The organism is Prevotella sp. oral taxon 313 (assembly GCF_003043935.1).
GTDB lineage: Bacteria > Bacteroidota > Bacteroidia > Bacteroidales > Bacteroidaceae > Prevotella > Prevotella jejuni.
The window spans coordinates 958,431-983,404 of record NZ_PYXE01000001.1 but is presented as its reverse complement, the minus strand read 5'-3'; the positions used below and the strand labels follow the sequence as shown (position 1 = coordinate 983,404).

Annotated in this window: 14 protein-coding genes and 1 CRISPR repeat array; of the genes, 12 read left to right on the top strand and 2 right to left on the bottom strand. The window is 39.6% G+C overall.

Going from position 1 to position 24,974, the window contains the following annotated elements; genetic code table 11:
- Nucleotides 1–2: 2 nt before the first annotated feature.
- From abc-f to AXF23_RS03790, 3 genes are all read left to right on the top strand, one after another.
- Nucleotides 3–1,793 carry a ribosomal protection-like ABC-F family protein gene (abc-f, locus tag AXF23_RS03800; RefSeq protein ID WP_009012189.1) on the top strand — a complete coding sequence of 597 codons (1,791 nt, stop codon included), beginning with the start codon at nt 3–5 and terminating at the stop codon, nt 1,791–1,793.
- Between the two features lie 247 nt (nt 1,794–2,040).
- Nucleotides 2,041–2,607, top strand: a complete 567-nt coding sequence (locus AXF23_RS03795; RefSeq protein WP_107624354.1) for a DKNYY domain-containing protein — start codon at nt 2,041–2,043, stop codon at nt 2,605–2,607.
- A gap of 8 nt (nt 2,608–2,615) precedes the next feature.
- On the top strand, nt 2,616–3,155 hold the full coding sequence (locus tag AXF23_RS03790) for a beta-class carbonic anhydrase (RefSeq protein WP_107624353.1): 540 nt from the start codon (nt 2,616–2,618) through the stop codon (nt 3,153–3,155).
- A gap of 749 nt (nt 3,156–3,904) precedes the next feature.
- Here AXF23_RS03790 and AXF23_RS03785 read toward each other — a convergent pair.
- Nucleotides 3,905–5,161, bottom strand: a complete 1,257-nt coding sequence (locus AXF23_RS03785; protein ID WP_107624352.1) for a M56 family metallopeptidase — start codon at nt 5,159–5,161, stop codon at nt 3,905–3,907.
- A gap of 57 nt (nt 5,162–5,218) precedes the next feature.
- Entirely contained in the window at nt 5,219–5,584 is a 366-nt protein-coding gene (locus AXF23_RS03780) for a BlaI/MecI/CopY family transcriptional regulator (protein ID WP_107624351.1), read from the bottom strand.
- A gap of 574 nt (nt 5,585–6,158) precedes the next feature.
- Between AXF23_RS03780 and AXF23_RS03775 the strand changes: the two genes are divergently transcribed.
- The 9 genes from AXF23_RS03775 to AXF23_RS03720 all read left to right on the top strand — a co-directional run bounded on the left by AXF23_RS03775 (nt 6,159) and on the right by AXF23_RS03720 (nt 24,095).
- The gene (locus AXF23_RS03775; RefSeq protein WP_107624350.1) at nt 6,159–6,590 is read left to right on the top strand and encodes a hypothetical protein; all 432 of its coding nucleotides are present in this window, start codon (nt 6,159–6,161) and stop codon (nt 6,588–6,590) included.
- A gap of 119 nt (nt 6,591–6,709) precedes the next feature.
- Complete coding sequence (locus AXF23_RS03770) at nt 6,710–8,941, top strand: GH92 family glycosyl hydrolase (RefSeq protein ID WP_107624349.1); 2,232 nt, start codon at nt 6,710–6,712, stop codon at nt 8,939–8,941.
- Between the two features lie 186 nt (nt 8,942–9,127).
- Entirely contained in the window at nt 9,128–9,745 is a 618-nt protein-coding gene (locus tag AXF23_RS03765) for a hypothetical protein (RefSeq protein ID WP_107624348.1), read from the top strand.
- A 424-nt stretch (nt 9,746–10,169) separates the two neighbouring features.
- On the top strand, nt 10,170–11,630 hold the full coding sequence (locus tag AXF23_RS03760) for a PepSY-associated TM helix domain-containing protein (RefSeq protein ID WP_107625786.1): 1,461 nt from the start codon (nt 10,170–10,172) through the stop codon (nt 11,628–11,630).
- 346 nt (nt 11,631–11,976) lie between these two features.
- The gene (gene cas9, locus AXF23_RS03755) at nt 11,977–16,419 is read left to right on the top strand and encodes a type II CRISPR RNA-guided endonuclease Cas9 (RefSeq protein ID WP_107624347.1); all 4,443 of its coding nucleotides are present in this window, start codon (nt 11,977–11,979) and stop codon (nt 16,417–16,419) included.
- Between the two features lie 12 nt (nt 16,420–16,431).
- Nucleotides 16,432–17,364 carry a type II CRISPR-associated endonuclease Cas1 gene (cas1, locus tag AXF23_RS03750; protein ID WP_107624346.1) on the top strand — a complete coding sequence of 311 codons (933 nt, stop codon included), beginning with the start codon at nt 16,432–16,434 and terminating at the stop codon, nt 17,362–17,364.
- 6 nt (nt 17,365–17,370) lie between these two features.
- A complete protein-coding gene (cas2, locus tag AXF23_RS03745; protein ID WP_199222159.1) occupies nt 17,371–17,712 on the top strand; it encodes a CRISPR-associated endonuclease Cas2 in 342 nt (113 codons plus the stop codon).
- Between the two features lie 182 nt (nt 17,713–17,894).
- Nucleotides 17,895–18,545 (top strand): transposase, encoded by a 651-nt coding sequence (locus AXF23_RS03740; RefSeq protein WP_233251232.1) that lies wholly within the window; start codon nt 17,895–17,897, stop codon nt 18,543–18,545.
- Nucleotides 18,546–18,780: 235 nt separating this feature from the next.
- Nucleotides 18,781–20,206: a CRISPR direct-repeat array (repeat unit 47 nt; unit sequence GTTGTTATTGATACCACAAAGGTAAGACTTTTCAAGCAAATCACAAC).
- 3,301 nt (nt 20,207–23,507) lie between these two features.
- On the top strand, nt 23,508–24,095 hold the full coding sequence (locus AXF23_RS03720) for a DUF417 family protein (RefSeq protein ID WP_009013302.1): 588 nt from the start codon (nt 23,508–23,510) through the stop codon (nt 24,093–24,095).
- Nucleotides 24,096–24,974 lie beyond the last annotated feature (879 nt).

Here is a 24,974-nt window from a genome sequence, read left to right as displayed (position 1 = left end):
TCATGGCACAGATACCCTATCTTGATGTCCAAAACCTAACGAAGAGTTTCGGAGCACAGGTTCTTTTTAAGGATATTTCATTCTCTATAGCAGAAGGACAGCACATTGGTCTCGTAGCTCAAAACGGCACTGGGAAGTCTACCCTACTCTCTATTCTTACTGGGAAAGAAGGTTATGACAGCGGGTCTATCATCTATCGCAATGACTTACGTGTGGGGATGTTAGAACAAAGTCCGCATTTCGACCCAGAGGAGAGTGTGTTAGACGCCTGTTTCAACCATGAAGGCAACCCTGAAAGACTCTTAAAGGCAAAGCAGATACTCACGATGTTGAAGCTCTACGACTTAGATCAACCCATGGGACAACTAAGTGGTGGACAACAGAAACGTGTTGCCTTGGCAAATGTCCTTATACTCGAACCAGACTTCCTCATCCTTGACGAGCCTACCAACCACCTCGACTTAGAGATGATAGAATGGTTAGAAGGCTATCTATCTCGTGGTAATAAGACTATCTTCATGGTGACCCACGACCGTTATTTCCTTGATAATGTGTGTAACACGATATTAGAGTTAGACAACAACACCATCTACACCTATCGTGGTAATTACTCTTATTACTTAGAGAAACGTCAGGAGAGAATTGACAACACCCGTGCTGAGATTGCACGTGCTAACAATCTCTACCGAACAGAGTTAGAGTGGATGCGCCGCATGCCACAGGCTCGTGGACATAAAGCACGCTATCGTGAAGAGGCTTTCTATGAGTTAGAAGCAAAGGCAAAGCAGCGCATTGAGGAAAGACAGGTGCGTCTGAAGTCGTCAAGCGTATATATAGGTAGTAAGATATTCGAGTGCCAATACGTTTCAAAAAGGTTTGATGAGAAAGTCATTCTGAATGAGTTTTACTACAACTTCTCACGCTTTGAGAAGATGGGCATCGTCGGAAACAATGGCACAGGAAAGTCTACTTTCGTCAAGATGTTGCTCGGCGACGTCACTCCCGACAGTGGAAAGTTTGACATAGGGGAGACTGTTCGCTTCGGATACTTCTCCCAAGAGGGATTAAAGTTTCGTGAGGATCAGAAGGTTATCGACATCATCACGGATATAGCAGACTATATCGACCTTGGTGGAGGGAAGCACATGACAGCCTCTCAGTTCCTCAACTATTTCCTCTTCTCGCCTGAACAACAACACAACTATGTGTATAAGCTGTCGGGAGGAGAAAAGCGCAAGCTCTATCTCTGCACTGTCTTAATGAAGAACCCCAACTTCTTAGTACTCGACGAGCCTACCAACGACTTGGATATTCAGACCTTACAAATCCTTGAAGAGTATTTACAAGACTTCCCCGGCTGTGTTATCGTGGTTTCTCACGACCGCTATTTTATGGACAAGGTTGTCGACCATCTCTTAGTGTTCAAAGGTGATGGTGAGATACAAGACTTCCCTGGAAACTACACGCAATACCGTGATTACCAGAAGATGAAGTCTAAGGAAGAGGAACAGCAGAAACCTGCCAAGAGTAGCAACACCAGCGGTAACGATGCGAAGAAGGATTATCGTAACAACCAGAAGCGTAAGCTGTCCTTCAAAGAGAAACGTGAATACGAACAGCTTACGGATAAGATTGCACAATTAGAAGAGGAGAAGCAACAGCTTGAAGAGGAACTTTGCTCTGGCAATCTGTCGGTGGATGAACTGACAGAAAAGAGTAAACGGCTCCCTATCTTGAAGGAGGAATTAGACGAATTAGAGCTTCGTTGGTTGGAATTAGCCGAACTGGCTTAACGCATATAAGCTTGTATTGTTAGGCTATACCCCTCACTACCAAAGCGTTAACATCATCCGTTCCACTCAAGACATACATGTGAGCGCATCTTCAAAAGTAAGTTTGCAAAGCGTCACCATCGGGACTTCCCACTCATAGAAAGGTGTTCCCCTAAACGCTTTTAGGGTTATTCCACGAGGAGAACAATATCTTCCTATTATCTTTGCGGCATAACAACTAAGATAATAACTAATAAAAAGAATGATTATGAAAACCAATTATTTCTATCGCCAACTGCGTTTAAGTTGCATAGTCCTCATGGCTACCTTCGCACTCGGTGCTTCTGCACAGTCTTCACGTCAGATACGCCCTTACTCATTCAATAAGAAAGGGATCTTTTATGGTCGTCAACCTGTGATGGGAATAGACCCACGCACCTTCGTTGATCTTGGTTATGGGTATGCGAAAGATAGGTATAACGTCTATTTTGAAGGGCAGATTTTACCTTTTGTCGACCCACTGACGTTCCGCCTAAAAGTACCTGGTAGAGTCTACCCAGGCGACTATCCCGTTAATCCTAACGATGATTACGACCCCTACTACACCGAAGGCTACATTGTAACGTCTAATGCTGTCCTCTACAATGGGGAGAAGATTAGCGACAGCCCAAGCAGCTTCAAAGACTTAGGATGGGGTTATGGAAAGGACGCCTTCGATGTCTATTATATGGGTAAAAAGGTAAATGGCGCCAGCACTACCAGCTTCAAAGTACTCAAAGATGGCTATGCTGAGGACGCTTTCGACACCTATTATCGTGGAAGAGTAGTAAAATAAATATACTTATGATAGAACAGATACTTGCTTATAACAAAAGGTTTGTGGCCGTAAAAGGCTACGAACCTTTTATTACCTCTGGTCAACCAGACATGAAGTTGGCCATTGTTAGTTGCATGGATACCCGCCTTACCAAGCTACTCCCTAATGCGCTCGGGCTAAGGAATGGTGATGCAAAGATTATCAAGGTTGCTGGCGGAACCATTCTCACGCCATACGACGCTGTTATTCGTTCGCTCCTTGTTGCTATCTATGAGTTGGGTTGCCAGGAGATTATGATTATCCATCACTCTGGCTGTGGTGCTTGCCACATGAATGCGACCCATTTCCTCCATCTGATGCACGACCGTGGCATAACAGACGAGGCTATTCAAGAGGCAAACAAGCATGTTAATCTCAACGAATACTTAGACGGCTTCCATGATACGGAGGCGAGTGTGCGACGTACGGTAGCTACTGTTCAGCAGCATCCTCTCATCCCGAAAGATATTGTCGTACGTGGTTTCATCATCGACTCACGTACAGGAGAGCTGACACCTGTCGAATAGCTCGTTGCACAGATGACGTGGGCTTGTGGACTGACGGTCGTTGGGTGCGTTCGTCCCACTTATGGATAGCGACCCAACCCACCCTGTTCCGTTCATGCTCTGACAACATACAGCCTCTTTATACACGCCTCTCTGCTGTCCTGCTAAGCCTGACGCAGGTATAAGAACAAGGTAAGTAATAGGCTTCAACTGACGCTCCACAGGATGTGTCAGACATCCCACTTCATTCGTTGGACCAATCAGTAGACTTGCGAAAAATCATTACATAGCATCAAGCTAAACACCTTCAAAATAGGAGTATAACATCTCATACCTCCAAGCCTATAACCCACAACATATCAACGCATTACAGACAGCGTTGAAGAAGACGCCCTTCTTGCCTCAAGAAGGGCGTTTTCAATGTACAAGAAGGGCATGTTCTTGAAGCAAGAAAGGCATTTTCTTGAACGTAGAAGGGCGTGTATCAGGTTCAAGGAGAGCGAAAAATGTTGACATGGAAGGTGAAAATAGACCTCTTCCCCAGCCCCAGTGACCCCTCCCCCAGCCCCTCCCCGAAAGGGAGGGGAGCGCCTAACGGGACAAAGTCTGCCGTGATTTTATCGGTTATGAGTAAAGGAAAACGGACTTGTCACAGCCTTTAACGCTCGCAACACAAGCCATCAACACCTAACACTCATCACCCATCACCCACCAACACAAGCCATCAACACCCAACACTTAACACCTAACACCCTGCAACAAGCACCTTCTTACTTACTAAGCTTAAATTTGATTGGTAGCGTGTAATAGACAGCTACTGGTCTACCATCTTGCTTACCAGGGATCCACTTAGGCATAACAGAGACGATGCGCATGGCCTCTTTGTCAAGAGATGGGGAAGCACCGCGTATAATCTCAGCCTGTCTAACCCTACCATCAGCCGCAACAACGAACTTTATCATAACTGTTCCTTGCTGATGCTTCTGGCTTGCTTCTGCCGGATACTTGATATTCTGCGCCAACCACTGGTAGAGATTACCATTAAACTTTGGCATCTCTGATACCACAGTATAGACTTTCTGATCGTTATCTGGGCCCTTTTGCTTCTGTAAAACACTTACAGGAGCAATCTCATTGTCCACAGTAACGTTCGTTACACTACGTGCAATAGAGTCAATATTACTTACAATAAGTAACATGACAATCATTGGTACGTAAAGTACATACTTAACACGCATACTGTTGTTTGTCTTCTTCTTGTTCATCATTTTAATTCTTTTTTTAATTGGTAAAACATTGAAATTATTTGAAATCGTAGCTACATTCTTCCTATATGTTAGTCCGAGTAGATGGTACTGATACTCCTTATTATCCACACCATTGTCTAACACGCTCCTATCAGCAAGGTATTCGAGATTTAATCGCACCTCACGTTTCAGCAACCAGACGAAAGGATTAAACCAAAAGAGCATACAAAACAGTTCTGCACAGAGTATGTCTATGGAATGAAACTGCCTGCAATGGGTCAGTTCGTGCGTCATAATCTCGTCTGTCTCAGCCTTTGAGTGCCGTTCAAGATGGATGAATATCCAATTAAAGAAGGAGAATGGACCCTCATCATTGCGTAACAAGTAAACCTCAACACCATCAATATAAATAGTTTTACACCTGTTCTTCAACCTTATAATAGACGCAATCTGCCATAAAAGACGCAAGAACAAAACGCACACAACTATGCCATAGACAGCCCAAGCAAACTGTTCCCAATTGAAGAAGCCACCACCCTCTGATGTGACTGACACAACTGGCAGAACAACAGTAGCATATTCGTTAGTGATGGATACCATCTTGTCATTGCCACTTAGCCATGAAGAGAAATCTATCAGAGGCAGACATAACGCTATAAGAAAGCTGCTGTTAAGGACATGTCTGCGCCATGAAAGAAAGGTGTCAGTCGAGAACATCAACTTATAAAACGCATAGAACAGGGCAAGAGCCATGTTGACTTTTAATAAATAGATTGCCATAATTGTCAATATTTTAGGTGATTGCTATACGAGGATAAAGGGCTCTGCGATCTTAAACTATTCTTCCTTCTCTCTTTCTATCTCATCGATAATATCCTTCAAGTCGTCAGGAGAAATCTTATCCTCCTTTGCAAAGAATGAAACCATCTCTCGAAAGGAATTCTTAAAATACTTATCAACAAAACTGTGCATGAAGTCAGACTTATAATCCGACTGTTTTATCTTCGCTATAAAATGGTAGGTCAGACCCTGCTGTTCGGCACTCACATATCCTTTACGCTTCAGATTGTTCATGATGGAAGCCACAGTAGTATAGGGAGGCTTCGGCTCTTGCAGCTGTGTCAACACCTCTTTGATTGTGCAACAACCCAACCGCCATACCTGCAACATCACGTCTTCTTCTTGTTTAGTTAGTTTCTCCATACTCACTCAACGCCTGTTTTATGTCGCAAAGCTACGAAACATTCGTAATAAACACAACTTATTAGCGTTAATAAAACCTAATACTTGCATTTTATTAATTGTTTATCAATCTAATACGAATATTTAGTAACAAGCCAAAGAAGAATATCTCACCTTTATTAAGGTGCTTTTCACCTACAAAACTGATATTTTTCAGGCTTCGAAAAGAGACACGCATGAATAGCTGGTTGCGTCTGTCTTTTCAGTAGATTGACAATAAGGTAATTTCATAAAAACCAAATTTACTGTCACTACTGTCACACATTACGACTATCTAACACACTCACCTATAATAAGTTGCACGAAGTGTTAAATATGACAGCAACGTAAAATAAAAAATAATTAGTAATAATGTATCCTCTATTCCACCGTATTTTCGTTGGTTTATCATCCACGACTTTCGCAAGAACCATGCCCTTAAAGTACGGACGTAGTGTTGCACTATCACGCTAAACAAGTGTTTTTATTCATAATCGTTTGCCTGTATGCACGTAAAAGCGTACTTTTGTAGTTACGAATAAAGAACCAAACAGAAATGACAAAATATCTATACACATTCTTAGCACTAACCGTCTTGATCCTTGCAGGATGTAACAAAGCAAAAGAAGAGCCTCAAAAAGAGGTTTATCACGGCGTAAGGACGATTCCTACCGAGATAGTTGACAAAGGCAACCAAGCCGTACAAAATGCCAACAAAAGGGATGCAGGCTTCGTTAGTAACCGTGTGAACGAGGTGACACTCACCAGCTCTTGCTTCGGAGCAGTCAATGCGAACAACCTCGACTTACTCCCTCGTCCTAATGAGACAAGCCGTAAAGACTCAACTGTCATCGACCAACTAAATCAAGGAGAGGTATTCCTCTTACAACCTGGCACCAAGGGTATTATGCTGACCGATGCTGGTTCAAAATTATTAGTACGCTTCCAGATGGGCGAATTATGGATATGGAAGTCGGCTGTAAAATAAGTTCAGTAGTGTTAGCTACTATCAACATAGTTCCCTTAACACTTTGCATCATTAAGAAAATCATACTAATAAATTTACTTTTAGCCTAAAATATCAATAACAAATCACATTATCAAAATATGAGAAGAAACCTTTTTCTTGTTTTTCTTTTACTGACATTCGTCATTAATGGGCATGCTTTTGCGTTGCAAAACCCTGTCGACTACGTAAATCCTTTAGTTGGATCGGCCTCAAAGTCAGAGCTTTCAACAGGCAACACCTATCCTGCCATCGCCTTACCATGGGGTATGAACTTCTGGACACCACAGACAGGAAAGATGGGAGATGGGTGGACTTACACCTACGGAGCCGATAAGATACGTGGTATCAAGCAGACTCACCAACCCAGTCCATGGATTAATGACTACGGACAGTTCGCTGTCATGCCTGTTGTGGGTAAAAAGGTGTTTGACGAGGAAGGACGTGCAAGCTGGTTCTCCCACAAGGCAGAGACAGCAACACCCTATTATTATAAGGTATATCTGGCTGACCATGATGTCACAGCAGAGATTAGTCCTACCTGTCGGGCTGCTTCTATGCGCATCACCTATCCACAGACAGAAGCGGCCTACTTTGTTGTTGACGCCTTTGACAAGGGTTCTTCTGTGACGATTATGCCTGATAAGCGTACGATCGTGGGCTATACAACAAAGAATAGTGGAGGTGTACCAAATGGTTTCAAGAACTATTTTGTACTTCGTTTCGACCATGACTTCACCTACATGGGTTGTGTTGAAAATGGGAAACTGTCTGATGGAAAGACCGTCTCTACCTGCAATCACGCTATGGCCGTAGTGGGGTTCCACACGAGACGAGGCGAACAAGTGAATGTACAGGTAGCCTCATCGTTTATTAGTGACGAACAAGCACTGCGTAATCTCAAGGAAGTTGAGGGCAAGACTTTTGACGAGGTGAAGTCAGAAGGTAGGAAGGAATGGAACAACATATTAGGACGTATCGAAGTGGAAGACAACAATATCGACCATCTTCGCACGTTTTATAGTTGCCTCTATCGCTCCGTATTGTTCCCACGCACGTTCTATGAGCTTGACGAACAGGGTAATCCCGTCCACTACAGTCCCTATAACGGCAAAGTACTACCGGGTTATCTCTTTACTGACACAGGCTTCTGGGATACCTTCCGTTCGCTCTTCCCATTGCTTAACCTCGTCTATCCGTCAATGAACGAGAAGATGCAAGCAGGCTTAGTCAATGCTTACAAGGAGAGTGGATTCCTACCTGAATGGGCGAGTCCGGGCCATCGCGACTGCATGGTGGGCAACAACTCGGCCTCGGTCGTAGCTGATGCTTACATCAAAGGACTGCGAGGTTATGACATAGAGACCCTTTGGAAAGCTGTTACTCATGGTGCGAATGCCGTACATCCAAGCGTTAGTTCGACTGGACGCAAAGGCTTTGACTATTACAACCGCTTAGGTTATGTACCTTATAACGTGGGAATTAACGAGAGCGTTGCCCGTACTTTAGAGTATGCTTACGACGATTGGTGCATCTATCAGTTAGGATTAAAACTCGGAAAGAGCGCTAAGGAACTCAAACCCTACAAACTTCGTGCAATGAACTATCAGAAGGTTTTCGACAAGGAGACAGGACTGATGCGTGGACGTAACGAGGATGGCAGTTTTCAAACGCCATTTAATCCTTTCAAATGGGGCGATACCTTCACAGAGGGAAATAGCTGGCATTACACATGGAGTGTGTTTCATGACCCTGCAGGACTGGCACGGCTGATGGGAGGATACGACAAGTTTAATGCAATGTTGGATAGTGTCTTCCAACTTCCACCTGTCTTTGACGATAGCTATTACGGCTTCACCATTCACGAAATACGTGAGATGCAAATCATGAATATGGGTAATTACGCACATGGAAACCAACCTATCCAACACATGATTTACCTCTATGACTACAGCGGACAGCCATGGAAGGCACAATATTGGGTGCGTGAGGTGATGGACCGACTCTATTCTGCACAGCCCGATGGCTATTGTGGTGATGAAGATAACGGTCAGACGTCGGCTTGGTATGTCTTCTCTGCTCTCGGCTTCTACCCTGTTTGTCCCGGTAGCACACAATACATGATTGGTTCGCCTTACTTCCACATGGCTAAGGTACACCTTGAGAACGGTAAGACCATCACTCTCCGTACAGATAAAAACGACAAAGACAACCGTTTCATACAGCATATAACAATGAACGGACAGCCTTATCCACATTATTATCTTGAACATGAACAACTGATAACAGGTCCTGAAATAGACTTCACTATGGGCGATAAACCTGTGAAATAGAAAGTTATCTTATTCCTTTAGCATCCAACTAACAGATTTCATACCTATTAGAATAAATCTGTTAATTGGATGTCATTATGTCAACTAATCCTATAAAATCACTTAAAAGAGTAAGGTCTCATCAATAACATTATAATTTGTTTGCATATATTTGTAACATATTAATCCAAAAATGAGTACATAACAATGAGAAAAATCTTTTCTTCTAAACACATATTGTGCGCTGGTTTAGTATTAGGTGGACTGTTTACATTTTCCAGTTCATACGCAACAAACAATGACGCAAATAATGACAATCAGCAAGTAGCAGCCACACCAACCAACAACACACGGATTGTTGGTACGTGGGAATTGACCAATAAGGGTAGTTATGCTATTGTGTGTAATCCAAGAACACACAAGGAATATAAGGTGGGATTCATAATCGACAGATATGATGACTATAAGTTCCTCCCAGTAGACTTCAAGACTGGTGAGCGTGTTGACCTTCGCTCGCTCGTTGGACATGATGATGACGACCTCGATGATGAGTTGCATCGCTTCGACTTCTACCGTAATGGAACCATGAGTGTTATAGAGAGAGAGGACAATGGCAGGTGGAAACGTGACGACGACGCAGGCGTGTATGGTTTTCGTCGTGATGGTTTCTTTATGAAGATAGATGGTAAGACACGCAAGAACCTTCAAGTCAGATTTATTAACAACAATGAGTTCGAACTGACCCAGACCAAGTTTAATGACAACGACCTTCGGAGAATAGTCATTAAGAAGGTGATGAGATATGTTCGTGTGACGAGAAAATAAGGCAAGATAAGCCCAGTCTATAAAACATATCCCCCAGTTAACAGTTGCTAAACCTTGTGTAAAGCCCTGTTGATTGGGGTTTTTATTTATGTATTGAGACAAGATTACTCACCTTAAATCACCCTATCAAAAACGTAAAAAACAAAGAGGAAGAAAGCAGCAAACTATTACAACCAAATGAGAAGACCGTCTTCAACAAATTATTTTCATGAACATAAATATTTCTTTTCACGACAATAAATATTTTTTTTCATGAAAAGAAATTAGGCAAACTGATAGGGTTTATATTCAATTGATACGTAAGCTAAATACTTCTGGTAAGTTATAACACTCATTTACACGCCTAACAGTACACATGTAAACAAAAAAATGTCATCAAGAAAGGCTCTAATTACAGTATTTTTGTGTAAGTTTGTATCTCGTTATAGAACTGAGTAAAAAAACAACATATCACGAACAACAAAATATGAAACGTAAAACATGGCGCAAACACCATAAATGGGTTGGAATTGTCGTTACATTTTTCTTGGTAATGTTCTGCCTTTCTGGTATTGTACTCAACCATCGTCAACTCTTTGCTAATATCAATGTAAGCCGTGGGATATTACCCGGTCAATACGAATTCAGCCAATGGAACAACGGATTACTACGTGGAACATTACGTTACAAAGATAATAAAAACCATGAAAAGGTGTTCATATATGGTGCTGCAGGCATCATCCAGACTGACACAACGGCTACAAACTTTACAGAATACAACAAAGGACTGCCTACTGGTGCAGACTATCGACAGATGCGAGGAATGGCTAAGACTCCAAAGAATGACCTCTTTGCGGTTAGCGTCATGAACCTATATAAACTGGGAAAGAACGCATCTTGGCAAACAGTCGACCTCCCAAAGCAAGAAAATGACGAACTTCTGACCGACATAACGACACATGGTGATACGCTCATCGTACTTTCGCGCTCTCATCTCTACTATGCTACAGCTCCTTATAAGAAATTTACTTGCGTTACACTACAGGCTGCTGAGGGTAATGAAGGGAAGGTGTCATTGTTCCGTCAAATATGGCTTTTGCATAGCGGTGCACTGTTTGGGACAATAGGAAAACTCATCGTCGATGGGATTGGACTTGTCTTAATCATCCTCTGCGTAACGGGTATATGGTATTGGATTCGCCATAAAGCAACATCAATGGTCGTTTGGCATACAAAGATAGGGCATTACACCTTCGCCCTGACACTGTTTATCGCAATAACAGGATGGGCTTTACGTCCCCCACTCATGATTCTCCTTGCTACAAACAGTACGAAGCCATTGCCTGGGACAACCTTAGACAATGATAATCCTTGGAATGACAAACTAAGAATGATACGTTATGATGAGCAAGTTCATGACTGGCTTATCTCAACGTCAGAAGGTTTCTATTCTCTTAAGAACCTCTCGTCAAAACCAACACCTATCACCACAGCACCCCCAGTGAGTGTTATGGGACAGAATGTCTGGCAATATACAAGTAACAAAGCATGGATTGTAGGCTCCTTCGATGGCCTATTTTATTGGGATAGAAAGAGCAATGCAGTGCTTTACTACAACGATGCTATGGTCTCTACTCCAGGTATACCGGGTACAGCTCCAGACGAACAGACAATCTCTGGCTATAGTTCTGACTTCACAAACAAGGAATGTATAGCCACCTATTTCCAAGGTTCTTCATTCGCAAAACAGCCAGACACACTAAAAAACAAGCCCATGTCGCTTTGGAGTCTTGCCTTAGAGGTTCACACCGGACGAATTTATGCTGGAGCATTAGGTTCCTTCCTCTTCATCTTCGTTATAGGTCTCTTCATCATCTTCACCCTTGTGTCAGGTAAGAAGGCGTAGGTGGGAATAATTAGATAAGGTCTCATTGCATTGTAATTAAGAATAATTGCAATGCAATGAATGTATTATATCATTTATAAATAGCACTACAAATCTCCACTGAACCTCAATAATACTATCTCTATCTGACAAAGTTTATTCTCTTTACCACAGATAATAAAAAATGTAAAACATGCTTGTTTTTTAGAAAAATTAATAATAACTTTGTCACTATAAAACAACAAAAAGAGCGAGTTGCCCCGCCCTGTTTGTTTTCACAACGGAATAATCCTTATTGTGACTTGCTTGAAAATCTACTGCAAATATATAAAGAATATAATTAAGAACCAAACAAAACAAGAAAAAAATGAGAACAATTCTTGGATTAGACTTGGGAACCAATAGTATTGGTTGGGCTAAAGTCTGCATTAATGACGACGGGAACTACGTACGTGAGATTAAACTTGGTAGTCGAATCATCCCAATGAGTCAGGACACACTCAGTAACTTTGATAAAGGAGTGACCGACTCTCCAACAGCTGCGCGAACAGGATTCCGAGGTATAAGAAGGATTAGAGAGCGTGTACTACAAAGACGCGAACGCTTACACAGAGTACTACACGTCATGGGATTCTTACCTTCACACTATGAAAAGGCCATTGGATGGAATCGAGAGGAAGCTACAACGTATGGCAAGTTCCTTGATAATGGGGAACCTAAGTTGGCATGGGAGAAACAAGAGGATGGTTCTATGCGTTTCCTCTTTATGGATTCTTTCCATGAAATGATGGCTGATTTTGCAAAATGTCAACCAGGGTTGGTTGCTAACGGGAGAAAGATTCCACTGGATTGGACACTCTATTACTTACGTAAGAAAGCACTTACACAAGCTATCAAAAAAGAAGAATTAGCTTGGATACTGCTCAATTTCAATCAGAAACGTGGATACTATCAGCTACGTGGAGAGGAAGATGAAGAGGATCCAACTAAACGCGAGGAGTATTATGAACTGAAAGTTGTTAGTGTTGAGGCTGCCGAAGAAGGAAAAGGAGGTAACACTTGGTATAATGTTACATTAGAGAACGGCTGGATATATCGTCGGCAAAGCAAGATAGAACTAAATGATTGGACTGGGAAAATCAGACAGTTTATAGTTACAACAGAATATGAAAAAGATGGTATTACTATCAAAAAGGACAAAAATGGAGAAGTAAAACGTTCCTTCCGAGCACCAAGTGAAGATGATTGGGGACTACGTAAGAAACGAACTGAAAGTCGCTTAGAGGATTCAGGCAAGACAGTTGGAGAATTTATCTACGATCATATACTTTCTGAACCTGCTGATAAAATCAGAGGTAATTTTATCCGTACCATTGAACGAAAGTTCTACAAGAAGGAACTGGAAGCTATTCTGCGTGAACAATCAAAATATCATAAGGAACTAAAGGACCTAAATACGCTTGTAAACTGTATCAAAGAGTTATATCCAAACAACAAGGCTCATCAAGATAGTTTGATGAAGAAGGATATGACATATCTTTTAATTACAGACTTGATTTTCTATCAAAGACCACTGAAGAGTAAGAAGTCACTGATAGCAGACTGCCCATACGAGTATTACGAATATGTTATTAAAGAAACTGGAGAAATTAAGCGACAAGGTATCAAATGTATTGCAAAGTCAAATCCATATTATCAGGAGTTCCGACTATGGCAATTCATAATCAATCTTCGCCTCTTTGACAGAACAGAGGATAAAGAAGTAACCTCTGAGTATTTGTCTTCTATGGAAGACTACACCAAACTGTTTACATATCTCAACGACAGAAAAGAAATTAATCAAGAAATTCTATTGAAAGATTTCTTCAAACAAAAGAAAGTCAAGATGGGTATGGAAAAAGAATTTCCTATCCGCTGGAACTATATTGAAGACAAAGAGAAGAAATATCCATGCAACGAGACACGTCACGAACTACTTGCTGCATTAGATAAAGCAGGTATAGATCATAGTTGGTTAGATGATAAAGAACGATTCTACCGACTCTGGCATCTTCTCTATTCTGTTGAGTCCAAGGAAGAAGCAGAAGGCGCTTTAAGAAAGTTGAATGATAATGAAGACTTTGTAAATGCTTTCTTAAAGATAAAGCCATTTAAGAAGGAATATGGTGCTTATTCGGAGAAAGCTATAAAGAAACTATTGGCTGTAATACGTATGGGAACTCAGTGGAATGAGGATGACATTTGCGAACAAACAAGAAATAGAATTCAAAGCATCATAAATGGGGATATTGACGAAAAGATTAAAGAACGAATGGGTCGCACTTTCAGTCAATTATCCGATTTTCAGGGACTTCCTGAATGGTTAGCTTGCTATGTTGTATATGGACGACACTCTGAAACTACAGATATACAACGGTGGACAAAGCCAGAAAACTTGATGGCATATATTAATGGCTTCAAGCAGCATTCACTCCGTAATCCTATCGTTGAGCAGTGTATCCTTGAAACTCTCAGAACAGTTCACGATATTTGGAAGGAAGCTGGACACATAGATGAGATTCATATAGAGCTGGGAAGGAGTATGAAGAGTACTGCCGACCAGCGTGCACGTATGTCTAAAAGTATTCTGCAGAATGAGAATACCAACCTGCGCATTAAGAGTCTCTTAATGGAACTGAAGAATGCAAAAGAGTTTGAGAATGTACGCCCTTACTCACCTATGCAGCAGGAAATCCTACGAATATACGAGGAAGGTGCCTTACAGGAATTAACTAAAGAGGATGACCAATATCCTGAGATTTCTAAGATTTCGCAAATGGCACAACCTTCAGCAAAAGAACTACTTAAATATAGACTTTGGCTGGATCAGAAATACTGTTCCCCCTATACAGGTAAACCTATTTCTCTTTCAAAACTATTCACATCAGCTTACCAAATAGAACATATCATTCCACAGAGTCGATATTTTGATGATTCATTCTCAAACAAGGTCATCTGTGAGGCTGAGGTAAATCAGCTCAAGAGTAATATGTTAGGCTATGAATTCATCAAGAAACATAGTGGAGAGATTGTGCATTGTACGATGGTAGGCGATGTAAAGATATTTGATGCTAAGGAATATTATAACTTTGTAACAGAGCATTATGCCAACAACAGACGTAAGAAGGAAAAACTCTTATTAGAGGATATACCACAGGAATTCCTTAATCGTCAAATGAATGACAGTAGATATATCAGTAAGAAGGTGATGGCACTGCTGTCTAATATTGTACGAGAAGAAGGTGAACAAGAAGCAAAATCTAAGTTTGTTATCGCATGTTCAGGAGGAATAACAGACCGACTAAAACATGATTGGGGACTAATTGATGTATGGAACAGCATCGTTTATCCTCGTTTTGAACGCCTTAACAAACTAACCAATACAGAGAACTTTGGACGTTGGGAGAACAAAGAAGGAAAACAAGTATTCCAGACATCAGTACCTTTGGAACTACAAAGAGGTTTTAGCAAGAAGCGTATAGACCATCGCCATCATGCTATGGATGCACTCGTCATAGCCTGTGCATCAAACAATATAATCAATTATCTCAACAATGAATCTGCTAAGAGTCAAGAAAAGAGAGAAGACTTGAGAAAGAAACTTTGTGATAAGAATCGTATTATTCGAAAACCTTGGGAGACCTTCACGCAAGATGTACGTACAGCTCTTGAGGATGTCGTAGTAAGCTTTAAGAATTATGTCCGTGTCATCAACAAGGCAACAAACTATTACGAGAAGTATGATAAAAATGGCAAGAAAGGAATAGCAGAGCAGAAAGGACAAGACATGTGGGCTATAAGAAAGCCTATGCATAAAGAGACTGTTTTTGGTCAAGTGAATCTACGTCGTAAAGTTACTGTTAAACTAAAGGATGCACTTGAGAAGATTCCTGCTATCTGCAACAAGGAACTGCGCGACTACATCAACAATTTAGTAGCGAAACAATTCAATAAGAAACAAATACTTGCACATTTCAAAAGCATCAACTATCGTCTAAATATGAAATATGTAGACAAGGTTGACGTATGGCAATACAGTGATGAAAAAGAACCTATGGTCGCTACACGCAAATCTGTAGACACATCATTTGATACTAAGCGCATTGCTACCATTACTGATACTGGTATCCAAAAGATTCTTCGCAACTACCTCGAAACAAAAGACAATGATCCAAACATTGCCTTTACTCCAGAAGGAATAGCTGAAATGAACAAGCATATCACTGAATATAACAATGGTAAGCAACACCAACCTATTCTGAAAGTTAGAGTCTCAGAGCCTAAGGGAGCAAAATACCAAGTAGGTGAAACGGGCAATAAAACGTCAAAGTTTGTTGAGGCACAAAAAGGAACAAACCTTTATTTTGCCATCTACGAAGATAAAGAAGGTAATCGTTCATACAGTACCATCCCATTAAATGAAGTTATAGAACGATTGAAACAGGGATTGTCTCCAGCAGAAGATTTGAATAAACGAGGAGAAAATTTAAAATTCTATCTTTCTCCAAATGATTTGGTATATGTTCCTACTGAAGAAGAAAAGCTATCTGGTGAATGCAAACTCAACAAAGAACGAATATATAAGATGGTTAGTGCGACAGAAAGTACATGCCTTTTCGTACCTTATTCAGCAGCCAAGCCAATATATGATAAATTTGAGTTTGAGGCTAAGAATAAAATGGGAAGAGCCTTAACTGGTGAAATGATTAAAGCTGTCTGCTGGAAACTTGAAGTAGACCGGTTAGGAAATATACTTAAGGTTATAAAGTAGAATTCATTGCCTATGATAAAGAAAACCCTATGCTTCAGCAATCCAATCTACTTAAGTTTGCGAAATGCACAATTAGTTTTGCATATACCAGAAGTAGAAAATAACAAAACATTGCCTGAGGCTATAAAAAAAGAAGCAGAGCGTACCATCCCGATAGAAGATATCGGGGTGGTGGTCCTTGACAATAGGCGTATTACCATAACCTCTGGCGCTATGGAAGCTTTGCTTGAAAACAACTGTGCAGTCATCACTTGTAATCAAAAGAGTATGCCTGTAGGATTACTCCTGCCACTATGTGGTAATACTACACAAAACGAACGCTTTCGCTCTCAATTAGAAGCCTCTTTACCTTTACGGAAACAGCTTTGGCAACAGACAATAAAACAAAAGATTCTTAATCAAGAACATGTATTACGAATAAATACTGCTCAGGAAACCAATTGTATGCGTGTGTGGTCCAATGATGTACGTAGTGGAGATCCCGACAACCTTGAAGCAAGAACTGCAGCTTATTATTGGAAGAATGTCTTTACAACCTATCCGAACTTTGTAAGAGACAGAGAAGGAACACCTCCTAATAACCTCTTAAATTATGGTTATGCTATCCTTCGTGCCATAATAGCACGAGCATTAGTAGGAAGTGGTTTGCTGCCAACCTTAGGAATCCATCATCATAATAGGTATAACGCCTATTGTCTTGCTGATGATATTATGGAACCCTATCGCCCTTATGTTGATCAATTAGTGTTAGATATCATTCAATGCAACTTAGAAATATCTGATATCACACGAGATTTAAAAATGCGACTTCTCGGTATTCCAATGTTAGATGTAGTAATAAATGGTAAGCGCAGTCCTTTAATGATTGCAGCCCAACAAACTACAGCCTCACTTGCAAAATGTTTTGCAGGAGAAATCAAACGCATTAGTTATCCAGAAATGTAAAATTATATGTCAGCATTTGAGCGCTTCAGTGAGTACCGAATTATGTGGATTCTTGTATTCTTTGATCTACCAACGGAAACCAAGAAAGAGAAGAAAGCCTATACAGATTTCCGGAAATCCCTTATAAAGGATGGATTCACTATGTTTCAGTTTTCTATATATGTACGACATTGTGCAAGTATGGAGAATGCAGAAGTACACATGAGACGTGTTCGTGCATTATTACCTAAGATAGGAAAAGTAGGGATACTTTGCATCACTGACAAACAATTTGCCAACATTCAACTCTTCTATGGACAAAAGACACAAACTCCAAATGCTGCTGGACAACAATTAGAACTATTTTAAAACAACCCAATATCATTAAAAAAGAAGAAAGGAAATAGAAAAATCATAGTATCAAAACAACGAAATTAGTTTTGATTACCTTTGCTGTCATTTTAACATTCGCTTCTAACTCATTGTAATTAAAGCATTTATTCATGGAGGAGAAATGACAAGAATGACAGCAAAATTGATTATATAAAAATTTGCATACTTATGGTGTGCTAAGAGATACGCAGAAAAAATATAAATCATTGCACCCTTATAATTACTCTACGAGACTTTTCGTTGAAATATCATTTCTTTCCATTTGGAAAAATAATCTTAGCTTTGAAAGAATTGCTGATACAGATTACGAGATGACTACAGATTATGGAGTTGTACGCGTAGAAAACATTCTCTTCCATAAGCATACAAAGGAAAAAGATATCTACCATAAAACAAGAAAAATCACATATCAGAATAAGACCAAGAAAGGGAAAATCAGATTAATATCTCTGCTGACCAATGATTTTCAGATGGCGGCAGAAGATATAATAGCTATCTATAAGAAACGATGGCTAATAGAGACCTTATTTAAGCAATTAAAACAGAATTTTCCTCTAAGATACTTCTATGGAGAGAGGGCGAATACTATAAAAAAACAAATAAGGATTACACTTATAGCCAATCTGTTTATAACACTTGTGAAGAATAAAATAAAGAGACCCTGGAGTTTCTCAGGCTTGGCTACAATGATAAGAATTCTACTTATGAGTTATGTATCAATACAAAGTTTCTTTGAGCAGCAACATAGAGATTGGGAAAGATTGATTACCCAGGTAAAAGCCCCGCCAGAAGAGCTGTCATTGGTCTAGGGGGGCTTGGTATTTGAAATTAGAACTAATCATGCGTATTTCAGCAGGGTTGGGAGAGAATATTGCAGCATATAGTGGTTTTATCGGACAGCAATATATTACAATACATTCGCTTTAATCAATATACAATACAAAAAATCCCATTCAAAAGGAATGGGATTTTGAGTTGTGGATCAAAATTTATTTTTACAACAACTTTATATGTCGCTAACACACAATGCTTTACCACATATCAGTTGTTATTGATACCACAAAGGTAAGACTTTTCAAGCAAATCACAACACAGAGTTACTAGAAGCAAGAAAGTTAATAGTTGTTATTGATACCACAAAGGTAAGACTTTTCAAGCAAATCACAACTGACAGGCCAAGTAGACTTTCCGTTCTTGGTTGTTATTGATACCACAAAGGTAAGACTTTTCAAGCAAATCACAACATAATTTGCGCTTTTGCGTAAAATAATTAGTTGTTATTGATACCACAAAGGTAAGACTTTTCAAGCAAATCACAACGAGCATGCCTCCCTTGCCTGTTAAGAGCCAGTTGTTATTGATACCACAAAGGTAAGACTTTTCAAGCAAATCACAACTGATATCGAAAGATATGTTCTTGAAGTAGCGTTGTTATTGATACCACAAAGGTAAGACTTTTCAAGCAAATCACAACATAGTCGGATGGATTCTATTTGCCTTTGGCGTTGTTATTGATACCACAAAGGTAAGACTTTTCAAGCAAATCACAACACCCAGAGAAGACCGAACTTGATGAGTTTGTTGTTATTGATACCACAAAGGTAAGACTTTTCAAGCAAATCACAACGCGTTGCTGCGCTTTCTGCTCCGTTTTCTGGTTGTTATTGATACCACAAAGGTAAGACTTTTCAAGCAAATCACAACAAATTTACTTAATTATGAATCCTCTAATTGTTGTTATTGATACCACAAAGGTAAGACTTTTCAAGCAAATCACAACATAAACTTCTGAATGGTGACGGTGATTGGGTTGTTATTGATACCACAAAGGTAAGACTTTTCAAGCAAATCACAACTCTTCCTTGCTGTCCCTTTTCGTCTTCTCGTTGTTATTGATACCACAAAGGTAAGACTTTTCAAGCAAATCACAACTACTCATCTCATCATCAAAATACACATCGTGTTGTTATTGATACCACAAAGGTAAGACTTTTCAAGCAAATCACAACACGAACTACAGATTAATAGAAGATAATGAGGTTGTTATTGATACCACAAAGGTAAGACTTTTCAAGCAAATCACAACCAATGAGTTAAGAAAGCCTTATAAGCCTTAGTTGTTATTGATACCACAAAGGTAAGACTTTTCAAGCAAATCACAACTTCAGCATATCTACGTTTTTCGCCATAGTAGTTGTTATTGATACCACAAAGGTAAGACTTTTCAAGCAAATCACAACAAGTCCCTACCGCTGAATTCGATGCTCTCGGTTGTTATTGATACCACAAAGGTAAGACTTTTCAAGCAAATCACAACACAGCAGAAAACTATTACTTTCTTGTGTAAGTTGTTATTGATACCACAAAGGTAAGACTTTTCAAGCAAATCACAACTGGCAAAAAGGTTGACAATCCTATTGGCTGTTGTTATTGATACCACAAAGGTAAGACTTTTCAAGCAAATCACAACAAGGTACAGGACAAGCCTTAGGTTCACGTGGTTGTTATTGATACCACAAAGGTAAGACTTTTCAAGCAAATCACAACCCCACGTCTTGAAAGGTTGGTAAAGCAAACGTTGTTATTGATACCACAAAGGTAAGACTTTTCAAGCAAATCACAACCACCATCGTGGCCTATGAACAAGGCTTCGTGTTGTTATTGATACCACAAAGGTAAGACTTTTCAAGCAAATCACAACAGCCATTCGTTTGAATAACGCAGGAAAACGGTTGTTATTGATACCACAAAGGTAAGACTTTTCAAGCAAATCACAACTCCACTGTTTGCATATTATAAGGCTTGGTAGTTGTTATTGATACCACAAAGGTAAGACTTTTCAAGCAAATCACAACTATTGCTGCCCTCTTAACTGCTGCTGCATCGTTGTTATTGATACCACAAAGGTAAGACTTTTCAAGCAAATCACAACCAAAATTGGCAGTCTACTGCATGCTATAAGGTTGTTATTGATACCACAAAGGTAAGACTTTTCAAGCAAATCACAACCTGTTGATGTTCTATGGTCTTCTGTTGCATGTTGTTATTGATACCACAAAGGTAAGACTTTTCAAGCAAATCACAACCGTAATCATAGGTGTCTCTCCAACCTTCAAGTTGTTATTGATACCACAAAGGTAAGACTTTTCAAGCAAATCACAACGTGAGCAAAATGCATTCAATGAGCGCATGGTTGTTATTGATACCACAAAGGTAAGACTTTTCAAGCAAATCACAACAAAAAATAAGCAGCTGAGAAGCGAACAGTAGTTGTTATTGATACCACAAAGGTAAGACTTTTCAAGCAAATCACAACAAGAATAGAGTGGCTTCATTTCTCCATGGGGTTGTTATTGATACCACAAAGGTAAGACTTTTCAAGCAAATCACAACGGCTTCGTTAAAGAACTGTGAGCTGCTATTGTTGTTATTGATACCACAAAGGTAAGACTTTTCAAGCAAATCACAACGCCAGCACGGAGGTTCAACAAACTTCACAAGTTGTTATTGATACCACAAAGGTAAGACTTTTCAAGCAAATCACAACCAGAAGAAGCAGGCTTCGACTTAAGCGGGCGTTGTTATTGATACCACAAAGGTAAGACTTTTCAAGCAAATCACAACAAAGGCGTTAACGCCAAATTTCTGTACACGTTGTTATTGATACCACAAAGGTAAGACTTTTCAAGCAAATCACAACGGAAGGGAGGATTACCCATTTGTGCATTTGGTTGTTATTGATACCACAAAGGTAAGACTTTTCAAGCAAATCACAACATTGACAGCAAGATATATAAAATATTAAAGGTTGTTATTGATACCACAAAGGTAAGACTTTTCAAGCAAATCACAACCATTATCAAACAGTAAATTGAGATAATGAGTTGTTATTGATACCACAAAGGTAAGACTTTTCAAGCAAATCACAACGTGTGCTGTCAATGCAACTCTCTGGAATAAGTTGTTATTGATACCACAAAGGTAAGACTTTTCAAGCAAATCACAACAACGAAAAGAAATCGACATGAGTGATAATAGTTGTTATTGATACCACAAAGGTAAGACTTTTCAAGCAAATCACAACTTGGTAGTTCGTAACTTTTTTGTTACCTTTGTTGTTATTGATACCACAAAGGTAAGACTTTTCAAGCAAATCACAACATAAGTTGAATTGTCGTTTAATTTCATTTTGTTGTTATTGATACCACAAAGGTAAGACTTTTCAAGCAAATCACAACAGGTCTTGGTTACTCCCTCGACTTCCTTAAGTTGTTATTGATACCACAAAGGTAAGACTTTTCAAGCAAATCACAACAGAAAGCTATGCTTTTGATGATAGAAAGCGTTGTTATTGATACCACAAAGGTAAGACTTTTCAAGCAAATCACAACAAGTAACAAATGTATCATCATCTTTAATTAGTTGTTATTGATACCACAAAGGTAAGACTTTTCAAGCAAATCACAACGCACTCTAATAAATTGTATTTACTTTTTGGTTGTTATTGATACCACAAAGGTAAGACTTTTCAAGCAAATCACAACATCCTCAAGTATCCTCACTTGAGTTACTTGTTGTTATTGATACCACAAAGGTAAGACTTTTCAAGCAAATCACAACTTATCATTTATTATACTTTCTCGTCACAATGGGGATTGCTATTAATACCACAAAGATGGTATTTTTAGATGAAAAAGACTATTTGCAAGGATTTTTGTAATAATTACAAGGGATATTCTTTGCCGTTTACGGGGAATTATATATCTTTGCCGACGATTTCAAAATGAGGAGTGGAAGACTACTGTTAACGAAGTTCTAAAGACAAAGGGACAAGGGTTTTAGTGGGTTACATTCTGAGTGAGAAAACGAGCTCATTATAGGATAAAAACAAATTCATAATAAACTAAAGGCATGTTCATTATAGGATAAAAGCAAGTTCATAATAAACTAAAGGCATGTTCATTATAGGATAAAAGCATGTTCATTATAGGATAAAGGCATGTTCATTATAGGATAAAAGAAAATTCATAATAAACTAAAGGCATGTTCATTATAGGATAAAAGAAAATTCATAATAAACAAAAAGCATGTTCACAAAAGGATACAAGCAAAACCATCACAAAATAAGAGAGAATTCATTGATAAGATAAAAGCTAATTCGTCATAGAATAAAGAGGTAAGGTAGCACTTACTTGAAGCGAGCTCATAAAAGAATGTGTGGATAAGCAAGGCTATAACAGTATAAAGTAGCAAACGATTCTACCATAACATAAGTGGAAAGAAAACTTAATTAGAGTAAGTAAAGGACCTACTTATCGCTAAAATGAGACTTAATTAGAATAAGTAAAAGGCCTACTCATAGTATCCAGAAAGCTGAATTAGAGTAAGTAATAGGCCTACGCACTGTAAATAGAAAGCTTAATTAGAGTAAGTGAAAGGCCTGCTCACTGTAAATAAAAAGCCTAACGAAAGTGACTAAAAGGCCAGCTCACAGTAATTAGAAAGCCTAATTAAAGTGATCAAAAGGCCTACTCATAATAGATGGGGAGCCTAATTAGAGTGATCAAAAGGCTTACTCATAATAGATGGGGAGTCTAATTAGAGCAAGTGAAGGGCCTACTTATCGTAAAAAAGAGGCTTAATTAGGGTAAGTGGAAGGCTTAAACATAGCAGATGGGAAATTAAAAAATAGTGGACAAAAAGCTAAGAGCAGGCAGAGAGAAATATAAAAGAGTGTTTATTAAATTCATGATATAAATCAGTAACAAATTATGAGTAAAGTTAATTTATTATTAGACTTCGTTCTAAATACCGCAGCATCGCTGAAAGGTACAGGTATTCATTTAATACGTATAGCAATCTTCATCATCTTTGTATGGATTGGTGGGTTGAAGTTTTGGAACTATGAGGCAGAGGGTATTGTGCCATTCGTGGCAAACAGTCCGTTTATGAGCTTCTTCTACACAAAGAAAGCACCAGAGTATAAGGACTACAAGCTCAAAGAAGGCGAGTTTGACAAGGTCAAGCACGACTGGCATGAAGCCAACAACACCTACACCTTCTCTCATGGTTTAGGTATTGCCATTATGTCATTTGGCATTTTGACCTTATTAGGTATCTGGTTTCCAAAGATTGGTTTCGTTGGTTCAGGACTTGTCATTCTCATGACGTTTGGCACGTTGTCCTTCCTTGTCACGACTCCCGAAGTATGGGTACCCGACTTAGGAAGTGGCGAGCACGGGTTCCCGTTACTTACTGGTGCGGGTCGTCTGGTCATCAAGGATGTATGTATTCTGGCCGGAGCGGTCGTTGTCTTGGCCGATTGTGCACAACGAATTCTTAAAAAGAATAAGAGATAAAACGATTAAAACGACGAGGGGGATGTGGCGACACATCCCCTTTTTTCGTCTCACTCGTTAAATACGTCGGCAACTGTTCTATTACTTTTATCGCAGAAAGAACATTACACATTATATCGTCTCACCATGATATACATTATTAATGTATCAACCTTTCTCCCTTCTCCGACCTACACATATAACGAAAAAAACATTTTCTCATCCCATAAACAGAATATTTACGCCACGACAAGAGGGTCTGTCTTTCGCAAGATTGTCCTAAAATAATCCTTTCGTAACCATCTTTCTCTATCATACGGAGCCTCAACAGCGTGTGTACAAATCCTCTACACAACATTTGAAAGCGGTAAAAAACACTCACAGATAAGCCTTTCAAGGATTTATCCGACCACTCGAATAATGTTTCAAGCATCCCACTCCACATCTCGGAGAACGCCTATTAAACCATGAAAAAACATTACATAACACCGAGTTAAACACCCTCTACACAAGGGTATAACCTCCCTTCTCACCGATATCATAACCTTCAAAGAATCAGCTTATTACAAACAGCATTCGAGAAGACGCCCTTCTTGCCTCAAGAAGGGCCTTCTCTGCATGCAAGAAGGGCATGTTCTCGAACGTAGAAGGGCCTCTTCTGCCACCTTAAAGAGCATGTACTATGAACAAGAGGGACGAAAAATGTTGACAAGGGGAGAAGGTGGATGTGGGGACCTCCCCCAGCCCCTCCGAAGGAGGGGAGCCCAAACCTGCCATGAGAAAGTACACGATGTTTGTTTTTGTGGGTATGAAATATGCTGTTACTTACAAGCTGCTTTAAGACTCAATACTAAACAACTTGTATCCACATAACCTTTTTATCAACACCTAACATTCAAC